The sequence below is a fragment of the Hyphomicrobiales bacterium genome, assembly GCA_030688605.1.
Classification (GTDB): Bacteria; Pseudomonadota; Alphaproteobacteria; order Rhizobiales; family NORP267; genus JAUYJB01.
The window spans coordinates 29,895-42,074 of the sequence record JAUYJB010000177.1 but is presented as its reverse complement, the minus strand read 5'-3'; the positions used below and the strand labels follow the sequence as shown (position 1 = coordinate 42,074).

The 12,180-nt window shown below is 64.9% G+C and carries 9 protein-coding genes and 1 tRNA gene; 6 read left to right on the top strand and 4 right to left on the bottom strand.

The genetic code is table 11. The features are described from left to right. Window positions 1-4: 4 nt before the first annotated feature. Window positions 5-2,341 carry an ATP-binding protein gene (locus Q8P46_18485; GenBank protein ID MDP2622132.1) on the bottom strand — a complete coding sequence of 779 codons (2,337 nt, stop codon included), beginning with the start codon at window positions 2,339-2,341 and terminating at the stop codon, window positions 5-7. A gap of 749 nt (window positions 2,342-3,090) precedes the next feature. Between Q8P46_18485 and Q8P46_18480 the strand changes: the two genes are divergently transcribed. From Q8P46_18480 to Q8P46_18455, 6 genes are all read left to right on the top strand, one after another. Beyond that, window positions 3,091-3,600 (top strand): phasin family protein, encoded by a 510-nt coding sequence (locus tag Q8P46_18480; protein MDP2622131.1) that lies wholly within the window; start codon window positions 3,091-3,093, stop codon window positions 3,598-3,600. A gap of 163 nt (window positions 3,601-3,763) precedes the next feature. Then, window positions 3,764-3,840 (top strand) — tRNA-His (locus Q8P46_18475). A 202-nt stretch (window positions 3,841-4,042) separates the two neighbouring features. Further along, window positions 4,043-5,032, top strand: coding sequence for a TAXI family TRAP transporter solute-binding subunit (locus Q8P46_18470; GenBank protein ID MDP2622130.1), 990 nt, complete (start codon window positions 4,043-4,045; stop codon window positions 5,030-5,032). Window positions 5,033-5,126: 94 nt separating this feature from the next. Then, complete coding sequence (locus Q8P46_18465) at window positions 5,127-7,109, top strand: TRAP transporter fused permease subunit (protein ID MDP2622129.1); 1,983 nt, start codon at window positions 5,127-5,129, stop codon at window positions 7,107-7,109. 177 nt (window positions 7,110-7,286) lie between these two features. Then, window positions 7,287-8,018: a class II aldolase/adducin family protein gene (locus Q8P46_18460; GenBank protein MDP2622128.1), complete on the top strand. Its 732-nt coding sequence runs from the start codon at window positions 7,287-7,289 to the stop codon at window positions 8,016-8,018. A gap of 84 nt (window positions 8,019-8,102) precedes the next feature. Further along, window positions 8,103-8,861: a TSUP family transporter gene (locus Q8P46_18455; protein MDP2622127.1), complete on the top strand. Its 759-nt coding sequence runs from the start codon at window positions 8,103-8,105 to the stop codon at window positions 8,859-8,861. 110 nt (window positions 8,862-8,971) lie between these two features. On the opposite strand, the gene Q8P46_18450 is transcribed toward Q8P46_18455, so the two are convergent. The 3 genes from Q8P46_18450 to Q8P46_18440 are packed head-to-tail and all read right to left on the bottom strand — an operon-like array spanning window position 8,972 to window position 12,180. Then, the gene (locus Q8P46_18450; GenBank protein MDP2622126.1) at window positions 8,972-9,865 is read right to left on the bottom strand and encodes an alpha/beta fold hydrolase; all 894 of its coding nucleotides are present in this window, start codon (window positions 9,863-9,865) and stop codon (window positions 8,972-8,974) included. A gap of 33 nt (window positions 9,866-9,898) precedes the next feature. Beyond that, window positions 9,899-10,882 (bottom strand): aldo/keto reductase, encoded by a 984-nt coding sequence (locus Q8P46_18445; protein ID MDP2622125.1) that lies wholly within the window; start codon window positions 10,880-10,882, stop codon window positions 9,899-9,901. Window positions 10,883-10,893: 11 nt separating this feature from the next. Beyond that, window positions 10,894-12,180, bottom strand: coding sequence for an RNA polymerase subunit sigma-70 (locus Q8P46_18440; protein ID MDP2622124.1), 1,287 nt, complete (start codon window positions 12,178-12,180; stop codon window positions 10,894-10,896).

Here is a 12,180-nt window from a genome sequence, read left to right as displayed (position 1 = left end):
GGCCCTACTCCGCCAGCACGCGCTGGGAGGGAAAGGTGATTTCGGTCAGCGTGCCTTCGCCGATGGCGCTCTCGATGCGGAAACGCGCGCGGTTGACCTCCGCCAGTGCCTTGGTCAGCGGCAGGCCGAGCCCGGTTCCGGCCTTGCGCGGATCGGCCGGGGGGGCGACTTGGCGAAACGGCTCCAGGGCCAGCGCGATATCCTTTTCTTCCATACCCACGCCGGTGTCGCGAACCCGGATCTGCACCTCGCCCTCATTACTGAGCGAGGTCGACAGCACCACCTGGCCGCCGGGAAGGGTGAACTTGACGGCGTTCGACAGCAGGTTGAGGAGGATCTGGCGCAGGCTGCGGTGGTCGGCGACCACCGCCGGCAGACTACGGGCCAGACTCGAGCGCACGATGACCCGGCCCTGGTTCGCCTCCGGCAGCATGAGCCGCACGCATTGCAGCGCCAACTCGTTGACGTCAAGCCGGGTGAAGTTCAGCTCGAGCTTGCCGGCCTCGACCTTGGAAAGGTCCAGAAGATCGTTGACGAGCCCGAGCAGATAGGTGCCGCTGGTATGGATGTCGCGCACATAGTCGCGATAGCGGGCGCTGCCCATATTGTCGAGCCGGCCTTCCAACATGACCTCGGAGAAACCGATGATAGAGTTGAGTGGCGTGCGCATTTCGTGGCTGATGCGGGCGAGCAGGTCGGATTTGTGGGCCGTTGCCGTTTCCGCCGCGATGCGGGCGCGAACAAGCTCGGTTTCCGCGCGCGTCCATTGGCTGAGGTCGCGCAGCAGCGCACAGAAGCGGCGCGCGCCGTCCGCGCCCAACTCGCCCATGGTCAGATAAAGCGGCAACTCGGCACCATTCGGAAGCTTGGCCTGCACCTTGCGGCCGTCGCCGAGTACGCCGGCAATGCCGTGATATCTCAAGCCGTCGAGATAGTCGGCAACGACGGTGCGGCTGTCGCCGGTGAACAAGCTGTCGAAGGGCCTGCCCACGACGTCCAGGGCACGCCCGCGCAGCAGCGCGCCGGCCCGGTCACTGAGAGCGGCGATGCAGCCATCCTCGCCGATGATGACGATACCATCGCTCGATAGATTGACGATGTTTGCAAGCTCCAAAGGCGTGAACAGGCCTTCCGCCGGCGCCGGAAGCGCCGGCTGCGACTCGTCTGCCGCTTGCGCCGGCCGGACGCTCAGCAGGATCGCCGGCTCGCCGGCCCAACGCACCGCCTGCAATCGAGCCATCACCGCGATCGCGTGCCCCGCGCGGTCATAGGCAACCAGCGTCGTCAGGGGCTGTTCGCCGTCACCGTCGGGGCGCAATTCGGTGCCGCCGGGCTCGCTCTTGATCTTGGGCAGCAAGTCCATGACATCGCCCAGATTTTCCAGCTCGGCGAAATTGGCGCAGCCGAACAGGTTGAGAAAGGCGCGGTTGGCGTAAAGCGGCACGGCGTGGCGATAGATGAGAAGCCCGACCGGCAGGTGCGCGAGCACGGCTTCGACTTCCTGCTCGCCGAACGAGGCCGGCGGGCGATCGGAAACGGTGTCGGGATCGGAGCCGACCGACGTGGCAGACGAGCCGGTGGCGGAAGCCGGCGCGAGATTGGGCTCGGCTTCATTCTCTTCCTCGCCCTCCATGCGCGCGCCGAGCGCCCTTGCAAGGGCCTTGAAGGCGTCGCGTTCATGGATTTCCAGCCCCGACCTTTGCGCCGGGTTCGGCGGCGACATGCCGAGCGAAAACGCCATGTGGAACGGCAGAATATTGTCCTGTTTATCAAGGCTTTCGACGGCCTTCTCGCTTGCCGCTATTGCAGGACCGGAGGCTTTCTCCCGAGCCGGCGAATGCTGGTCCCAGTCCGGTTTGAAGATGACCTCGGTAAAGGCGGCCTCGTCGCCCGGCTCGTCGGCCGCCGGCCGCGGCGCGGGGCCCGAACCCCGGCTCCGGGCCGGATCAGGCTCGGCATCGGCTGCCGCGTCGCGTTCGTCCGCTTCCGCCGGATCGCGCGGTTGCACCGCGACAAAAGGCGCGCCGAATCCCTCCGGGTCGACCCGCACCGCGGTGACGGTTACCCCCGTGTCGCCATGATCGACCCGGCCGCGACATCGGCCCTCGGCCAAGGCGTGTTGCGCGAGCTCGGCCAGGCCGGACGGAACCGCGGCCTCCTCGCCGTCCCCGTCGTTCTTGAAGAACATGTCTCCGGCCGTCGAATTGGCGAACAGGACCTTGCCGTCTTCGCCAAGCGCGAATGCCGGAGCGTCAAGCCCGGCAAGCAGGCGCCGCGGCAGATCGCTCGGATCGTCCTCCTGCGGCGGTGCCGCCGCCGCGGCCCGGTCGAGCACGGTCACCGAAAGATAATCCGCCGGACCAGCCCGCAGCCATGCGCAGCCGCAGGTCAGATTCACGGATTGGCCGGTCTCATACAGCCTGATTCGCTCCACCCGGCGGCTTGCGAAAGCCAGGCTTTGGGCGGTCTTGCAAAGTTGGGAAAGACCCGGTTGCCGGGCCGGATCGGCGCGTTCCACGAATTCAGCGAAATCCTGCGCCCGCCACAATCGAAGTGCCGCGCCGTTCGCCCACACCGGGCGTCCACTTGCCGGGTCCCACAACCATAGCGGGGTCGCAGAAAAGCGTCCTTTCCCCAGCTCCGGGCCCGTCACGAGATCGAATAGTGCCTTGCGATTGCCCGTCATGCGCGCCAGGTCCGGATACGCTGCCAAAAGCCAGTCGACATTCAAATCGCGTTCACGAACCAAATGTCGGTTGCCCCCGAGTTACCCTGATTCACCCCGGCACCGCGGCGCCATACGAACCGGCCGCTCTCACCGTGGAACGCTATGATCTACCATGGATTGACATACAGGCAATCGTCGGCAACGTCCAGAAACCGAGGGTCGGCACAAACTTCATTTCCGCGCCCCTAATCGGTCGCGTTGCGAACGCCCGTGAGGGATTCCTAATGTAACATGTGCGGCGCACAAAATTTTGCATTGCACAATGAATCATCCTATATACCGAACGGGGGATTAACGTAGCGTCGTCGCGAGGATGAACGGGGCATTCGGTGCCCGTTCGCATAATGAAGGAGAATTGCGAAATGTCAGACGTGCAAATCGAGACAGAGGAAGCCGCTGCCGAGCCAAGGCCCGTTGAAAAGCGTGCTGAAAGGCAGCCGAAGGTGGCGGCACGCGCCGCGGATGCCGGCGCCATGGTGCCCGAATCCGTGCGCGAGGCGGTGGAAACGGGCGTGACTCAGGCCAAGCAGAGCTACGACCGTGTCAAGGCCAGCGCCGAGGAGGCCACCGAAGCGCTTGAAGAGACGTTCGCGGCGGCTATGCGAGGCGCCAGCGATTTCAACGAGCAGGTCATGGCGGCGTTCAAGGCCGATACGCGCGCCCAGTTCGACCTGGTGCGCGATCTTGCCCGGATCGAAACGCCGGCCCAGGCCTTCGAACTTCAGGGCAAGTTCCTGAACGCGCGCATCGAGGCGGCGCAAGCGCGCAGTGCGGCTCTAGCCAAGCTCGTCAACCGCGTCGCCGGGGAAACGACGGAGCCGGTGCGCGAGAGTGTGCTCAGAACGATCCGGGCGTTGACGCCGGCAGCCTGAAGCACGCCGTATTTTCTCGGTTCAGACTGTAGCCATCGTCAAGTTGCGTGCCGTTGCTCGGCCCGGCCATTGGCCGGGCCGTCATGCGTTCGCCCCCCCTTCCGCCCTTGCCAACCAACAGGTGAGCGCATAGGTTGCCGGCACCTTGTGCCGCGGCCCATGTGCAGCTGTAGCTCAGTTGGTTAGAGCGCCTGACTGTGGATCAGGAGGTCGCTGGTTCGAATCCAGCCAGCTGTACCAATCCTCATACCAAATCAAATCGGAGTCTCGCGCCGCCCGCGCCCTCCTGCCTTGCTTCGACCCGCCCAATCTGACGCGGCGACCGCGCACGTCAACGCGCACGGCAAATTGCATCGCAATGCAAAATGCTGTTTAAGTGATCGATCGGGCTTGAGAGATAAGAAACCCCGTTCTCGAGCGCATTTCCTAAAGGGAGGAAAGCATGACACGCATCATTGCCACATTGCTGGCATTCGTCCTGGCGGCCGCCGCCCCGGCGTATGCGCAGACCTACAACCTGACCCTGTCCGGCGCCAGTCCGGGCGGCCTGTGGTCGCTGCTCGGTGCTGGCGTCGACGGTGCCGTTCGCGCCGCCTATCCGGGCTCCGTCGTGACCTATCAGACGTCGGGCGGCGGCATCGCCAACATCGTCATCGTCGACCGTGGCGAAGCGCAGATGGGCCTCGCCCACGCCCAGGAGCTGAAGATGGCGCTCGACGGCGTCGAGCCGTTCAAGGCGCCGGTGAAGAGCATGCGGGCGATCGCCTACCTTTACACCTGGGCGCCCATGCACCTCATCGTTACGAAGGACTTCGCCGATAAATATGGCCTGAAGTCGCTGGCCGACATCAAGGCCAAGAAGGCGCCGGCGCGCATCGCCATCAACAAGCGCGGCAATATCGCCGGCGACGTCTCCGTTGCCATGTTGGAGGCGGCCGGCATCACCGAGCAGGACCTCGAATCCTGGGGCGGCAAGATCGTCTATGCGGCCTCGGGCGAACAGTCCGATCTGCTGCTCAACCGGCGCATCGACATGGTCGACAATTCGCTGTTCGTCGGCCACAGCTCGGTGCGCAAGATCGACGAGAGCCTCGACGTCGTCATGCTCAGCGTGCCGAAGGACATCGCCGACGCCGTCAACGCCAAGATGAGCACCGAGCCGTTCACCATCCCCGCGGACTCCTACAAGAATCAGAAGGAGCCGGTCGAGACGATCACACTGAGCGCCGGTCTCGTCGTCAACGAGAATATGAGCGATGACGATGCATACACTCTGAGCAAGGCGCTCTACGAGAATATCGACAAGATCCAGGCCGTGCATGGGTCGATGAAGGCCCTGAACAAGGAGCTGATGGCCTCGATGACCGTGGTGCCCTATCATCCGGGCGCCGTCCGCTACCTCAAGGAGGCGGGCCTGCTGAAGACGAACTAGCCTTTGACGCTGCCATTGCGGGCGGGTCCGGACCGTGCGTCCGGACCCGCCCGCGGCACCTTATTCCGCATGGCGGCACGCAACGGCCAGGCCCATGTCGATCATCCATCTCCTGTTCGATACAGGAACCATACGCTCCCTTGACGGGTTCTATGGCTGGCTCGTCAAGATCATCGGCGCCGGCCTGTCGCTGGCGGTGATCTGGGTCAATCTGATCGTTCTGGTCGACATGTATGTCGCCACGATCATCCTGCTCTCCGTCGTGCTCGGCCTGGTGTTTCTGCTGGTGGCGCCGACCGCGCGGGCCGATGCCGGCCCTCCCGGACCCATAGACCTCGTTCTTTCCGGCCTCGGCTTTGCCTGCGGCCTTTACTTTTCCTTCACAGCCGACACGATCATGATCCGGATCTCCCTGTTCGATCCGTTGACGCTGTGGCAGCAGGTGTTCGGTATCCTTCTCGTCGTTTTGACGTTCGAAGCGACGCGGCGCACCGTCGGCCTCGGCCTCACCGCGATCGTCGGCCTGTTCGTCCTCTACAACCTGTTTGGAGACCTGCTGCCGGGCGTGCTCGGCCATGGCCGCATCACCATACAGCACGCCCTCGACATGATGTTTTACACCACCGACGGCATCTTCGGCGTGCCGGTGCGGGTGGCGCTGACCTATGCCTATCTGTTCGTTCTGTTCGGAACGGTGCTGAACGCCGTCGGCGGCGGAGATTTCTTTCTCGCCCTGGCCTCGGCCGCGACCGGCCGCAGCCCCGGCGGGCCGGCCAAGGTCGCGGTGGTCTCCTCCGGCCTTTACGGCATGTTTTCCGGCAGCCCGACCTCCGACGTCGTGACCACGGGCAGCATGACCATCCCGATGATGAAGCGGATCGGCATCTCGGCCAAACGCGCGGCGGCGATCGAAGTGACGGCTTCGACCGGCGGTAGCCTGATGCCCCCGGTCATGGGCTCCGCCGCCTTCATCATGGCCGAGTTCACCGGCATCGAATATCGCGAGATCGTCATCGCCGCGATCATCCCGGCTCTGCTTTACTATCTCGGGGTTTACACCCAGGTGCACGCCCTGGCGCGCCGGGGAAATCTCGGCGCCGGAGAGGTGCCGTTCGAATCCCTGGGCGAAGCCATGCGGCTGGGATGGATATTCATCATCCCGCTCGCCATCATCCTGGTCACCCTGTGGATGGGCTATGGGCCCTCATTCGTCGCCGGATACGGGACCGGAGCGGTCTTTGTCGTCGCCCTGTTCACGGAGCGCACGCGCCGCGGGCTGGTCAAGAGTATCAAGGTGCTGGTGAGAACCGGGGATGTCAGGGAGCTGGCCAGACTGGTAATGGAAGGGCTGGTCAAGAGCATCGAGATGCTGGCGGAAACGGCGCGCCGGACGATTCCCGTCGTTGCCGCCTGTGCCGCGGCGGGCCTGGTGATCGGCGGCTTGAGCATGACCGGACTGTCGATGAAGCTGTCCAATCTGATATTGCTCATCGCCGGCGACAGCGCCCTGTTGACGCTGATCCTGGCGGCCTGCGTGACCATCATTCTCGGCATGGGAATGCCGACGCCCAGCGCTTATATCCTAGCCGCGATCCTTGTCGCCCCGGCGCTGCTGAAAATGGACTTCGGGCTGCTCGAAGCGCACATGTTCCTCTTGTACTTTGCCGTGCTTTCGGCCATCACCCCGCCGGTTGCCGTCGCCGCCTACGCGGCGGCCGCCATCGCCGGCGGAAATCCCGTGGCCATCGCCGCCACGGCGGTGCGCTTCGGGATTGCGGCCTTTGTCGTCCCCTTTGGCTTCGTCTATGCGCCGACCCTGCTGATGCAGGGCACGGCTACCGACGTCCTGCCCAATGCGCTGGCGTCCTGCCTCGGCGTGCTGGCGCTGGCCGCGTCGTTCGAGGGATTCCTGTTCGCGCCGCTATCCAATCTCCAGCGCCTGATCGGCGTCCTGCTGGGCACCGCGGTAGTCGTGACCCCGGGCAGCCAGTTGGAGGTGTTCGCCGCGCTAACCGTCGCTCTGGCGGTGTGGATCGCCTTTACCTGGCAGCGCAGCCGATTGAAATACTCGACCTAACGCCGAATTGCGCCGGCGCGGGCGGGTGGACCAACGGGCGTTCGGCAATGGAGCATGGGCCGGTCGAATGGTTCCAAAGGACCCGATAATGCTCTAGAACTCTGCCTCGAAACCGGCTGCCCAGGACGGCTTGGAGCCGCCGACGCGCCGAACGGCGGCAAAGCAAGGGGATCTGCCATGGCGACAGTTGAGCCGTTGACGAACATCGACAACGCCCTCAAGGCCAGCCTCGACGGGCTGGCGCAGGCCTGTCGGGTCCTCGAAATGGAAGGCCATTCGGACATGACGCTGGGGCACATGTCGCTGCGCGACCCGGCCGGACGCGGCGTCTGGCTGAAGCGCGCCGGCATCAGCCTCGGCGAGGTCACCGGCGCGGACGATTTCACGCTGATCGATTTCGACGGCCACAAGCTCGCCGGCTCGGGGCGCGTCCACAAGGAATGGCCGATCCACACCGAGATCCTGGAAGCCCGGCCCGACATGAACGTCGTCGGCCATACCCATCCGCTGCATGCCTGCGCCTTCTCCGCAACCAACGAGGAGCTCAAGGCGGTCACCCACGAGGCGACCTATCTCGGCGGGCCGCCGAGCCGCTATGACGGCACCACGGGACTCATCGATACCCCGCGGCTCGGGCAGGATCTCGCCGAGGCGCTTGGCGGGGCCTCGACGGTTCTGATGCGCAACCACGGCGTCGCCTTTGTCGGCGCGTCGATCCCGGTCGCCGCCATGATGGGCATCTTCATCGAGAAGGCATGCCGGGTGCAGCTGATGCTGATGGCCGCCGGTGTGCCCTATACCGCGACCTCGTCGGAAGAACTCGCCGCCAAGCGCGCCCAGGTCTTCGACGTGCCGCTCATCGAAAGCCACTGGAGCTATTTCCTGCGCCGGCTGGCGGCCAGAGGCTGAGGATCGCGGACCGGCACCAGCGGCGCGCTCCCCGGGTCTCGCCTTTGGCGAGCCCGAGGACAGGCTTGCCGGAGACGATCATCCGTGACCATTGAAGCGTTCATGCCCGAAGGCCTGTCGGCCACGGTCGGGCTGGCGCTCGTCGCGGTCAGCCTCGTGACCTCGTTCATTTCCGCCGCCCTCGGCCTCGGCGGCGGGGTTGCACTGTTGGCGTTCATGGCGGTGCTGCTGCCACCCGCAGCACTTATTCCCGTTCACGGCGCGGTTCAGGTCGGATCGAACGCCGGCCGCGTCGTCGTCAACCTGACGCATGTCGCCGCCGCAGCCGTCATACCGTTTTCCCTCGGCAGCCTCCTCGGTGCGCCGCTGGGCGGTCTCATCGTCATCCGCTTTCCGCCGCAAGCCGTCGAGCTTGCCGTCGGCCTGTTCATCCTCTGGTCGGTGTTCGGGCGCGTCCCCACCTTTGGCCGTCATGCCGTATTCACCGGCGGCATCGTTTCCAGCTTCCTCACCATGTTCTTCGGTGCAACCGGCCCCTTCGTCGTCACCATCGCCAAGTCTCTGGGCCTTGAGCCGCTGGGGGTGGTCGCGACCCACGCCGCCTTCATGAGCATGCAGCACGTCATCAAGATCGCCGTGTTCGGGCTGCTCGGCTTTGCGTTTGCGCCCTATCTGCCGCTGATCCTGGGCATGATCGTCAGCGGGCTGATCGGAACGGTACTCGGCAAGCAGGTGCTGACCCGCTTCGGGCACTATTATTTCCGGGTCGGGCTCGACATCATCCTGTGCCTGGCGGCGCTGCGCCTGATCTGGAGCGGAGCGGCGACGCTTCTCGGATTTTGAGGCTAGAGCGGTTCATGGTTATAGGGAACCGTTTGACCGGGATGATTTTGCGCCTGCCCGGATGAACCGATTTGGCCCATCGAATCGATCCCCTATAACCATGAACCGCTCTAGACGTCGCGGCGCGGCGGCATGGTGAGAAAGCCGTGCGCCACGTGCCAGAAGCGGTGCCGGTTGATGCCCAGCGGCGCCACATGGGCCTGGCCGGTGAGGATCGAGAAATGCTTGTCCTTGTTGGGCAGGCGTTTCCAGAATTCGATCAGATCCTCCTCGGTGGCGATGCCGTCGAACTCGCCGCGGACGATCAGCACCGGGCAGGCGATCCTCTCCGGGTCGACCACCGGCAGGTTGGCGCACATGTCGAGATAGGTGCCGGTCGGAATCGTGTCGCCCATGGCAAGCTCCAGGTCGGCGAGCCTGTCGGCGACCATCGTCTCGGACAATCCCGGCTTGTCGCGGTTGAAGATCGAGTGGAAGAAGGCGCGGTCGGACGGCCGCGTGTTGGAGGCGCGGAACTGGGGCAGGTTCTCCCGCCGTTTGGCGAGCGTCGGCGAGCCCTTGCCGGTCCACACGAAGGCGTCGAGCACCAGCCGCTCGACCCAGCGCGGATATTTTTGCGCAAACAGTGCCGCGCGCAGGGCGCCCGACGACTGTCCGTAAAACGCAGAGCGCTGTTGCCCAGTCTCCCGCTGGACCACCTTCATGCCGGCGTCGAGGTCTTCGGCGCCCGAAGCGATATCGGAGTTCGAATCGGTGCGCGTCGAGCGGCCATAGCCCTCATGATCGAGCGTCCAGACGTCGAAACCGAGCTCGGCGAACTTGTCCATGAGGGAATAGTCGCGACCCGCAATCTGCATGTCGAAGCCGGACGGGCCGGAAAAGGAGGAGCCGTGGACGAGGAAGAAGACCGGGCGCTCTTTGCCCGAGGCCGGATCGTCCAGTCTCTTGCGCCACATAAACAGGTCGACGTCGCCCTTCTTCGCCCAATATTCGCCGCTCCACATCCGCAAGGCCCCCCTTTTCGCTCCGGCCCTATCTTAGAGGCCGAGGCGGCTCATCTGTTTTTCCGGGTAGCGGGTACCGACGACAGCGCCGGGCGCGAAGGTCGACGACAGGCGCTCAAGCTCGTCGGCGGAAAGTTTCAGTTCGAGGGCGGAAAGAGTGTCGCGCAAGCTTACGCGGCGCGAGCATCCTGGTATGGGCACGATGTCGTCACCCTGTGCGAGCACCCACGCCAGGGCAACCACCGAGGCCGAGACGCCGTGCGCCTCGGCAATCTCTGTGATCGTGTCGACGAGTGCCAGATTGTGGGCGAGATTGTCGCCCTGGAAGCGCGGCATCGCGCGGCGGCGGTCATTCTCCGTCAGTGCGTCGAGGGAGCGGAACTTTCCGGTAAGAAGGCCGCGCCCGAGCGGGCAATAGGCGACGAATCCGATGCCGAGCCCCCGGCATTTGGGCAGGATTGCCTGCTCCACGTCCCGCGTGGCAAGCGAATATTCGGTCTGCAGCGCGGTCAGGGGATGGGTCGCATGGGCGCGCGCGATCGTCTCCACGCCGGCTTCCGAAAGGCCGATCCAGCGTACCTTGCCGGCCTCGACGAGCTTGGCCATGGCGCCGACCGTCTCCTCGATCGGCACGGTCGGATCGATCCGGTGCACGTAGAAAAGGTCGATGGTCTCGACGCCAAGACGTTTCAGCGAGGCCTCGCAGGCCTCGGCCACATATTCGGCCTTGCCGTTGATCGAGGCGGTGCCGTCGGGATTGCGGATATTGCCGAACTTGGTCGCCAGCACGATCTTGTCGCGGCGGCCGGCGATGGCGCGGCCGACCAGCTCCTCGTTTTTGCCGCCGGCATACATGTCGGCGGTGTCGAGCAGCGTCACGCCGGCGTCGATCGCTTCATGGACCGTGCGCACCGCCTCCTCCGGGTCGGGCTTGCCATAAAGTGGGGTCATGCCCATGCAGCCGAGCCCGATGGCCGAGACGGTGGGGCCGTTGGCGGTCAGATTTCGGTGTTGCATGGTCTCCTCTCTCACTTTCGGTCCTGAAATTCCAGAATGTCGAAGCCGCGGTTGCGGTCGATGAGATAGACAAGCCCGCGCCCGTCGACATCGACGTCGTTGCTCTGCGGGCTCGGATTGCCGCCGACGGGCTCGGGAATGTAGTGACCGACCTCGGTCGGCAACACGGGATCGGAAATGTCGACGACCCGCAGACCGCCGCCGAACCAGGCGCAGAACAACAGGTCGCCCTCGATATGCTCCTGGAACTGATGCATGCCGAACCGCCCCGGCGCGCGGCTGAAGGGCGAATCCATTTCGCTCACATGAAAGGTCGACAACGGCTCGATGTTTTCGAGGTCCGTCACGTCGAACAGCCACAGTCCGGCATGCGGCTGGCCGTGTACATGTTCATGCTCCTCGTCGGCGACGGCGGCGATGCGCCGGCCGCCGCACCGCTTTTGCGCCGGCAGCACCGTGTGCGTCGGTTCCTTCACCCAGGGATGATAGGTGTGGGCGGCGACCGTTTTCGGCGCCGTCATGTCCTTGATATCGACGACCCGGAAGCCGGCGTGCCACACCGAGGCCCACAGCTCGTCGCCGACCCGCATGGCGTGGTGCAGGCGGATGCCGTAGCCCTCCCAGGTCGGCGTCTCGCCGCCGGCGATGTGCTGGCCCGGCATCCACCAGCGCGAGACCTCGCGCGGGCGCGCCGGGTCGGCGAGATCGTAGATGACCAGGATGTTGCCGACGTACCCCTCCATCTCGGTGGAGATGAAGGCATGGCCGGTGTCCATGTCGAAGCGGTGCACGCCGAAGCCGAAGGTGCGCTCGGTATGCAGCAGTTTCGGCGCTGCCGGGCGGCTCACGTCCCAGATCCGAAATCCGCCCTCGCGGTAGCCGCGGGCGCGGGCCGCCTCGAGATCGGCGATTTCGGAGGCACTAACGGCGAGCCCTCCGGCAAGCTCCTCGTCGCTTGCCGGCCGGCCCAGTTCGGCGGCGAGCTTTTGTCGCAGTTGCGGCAGCTTTTCTCCCTTGCGCAGGAAATGACGGCGGTCCTGCTCCACATTGGTGATCATGATGTCGCCGGCAACCCGCACCTTGTGGGTGTGCGAATAGGCGGTTTCCGGCTCGATCTGGGCTGTCAGGCGCGGCCTGGCGGGATCGGAAACATCGATGATCGAGGTGCCGTGCGGCGGCTTCATGTGGCCGACGAAGGCGTGGCCATTGCTGACCACCACCTGACCGCCGCCGGGGATATCGAGATGGCCGATGCGCTTCATGCGGTGAGCAAGCTTGCCGGTTTCCACATAGCCCAT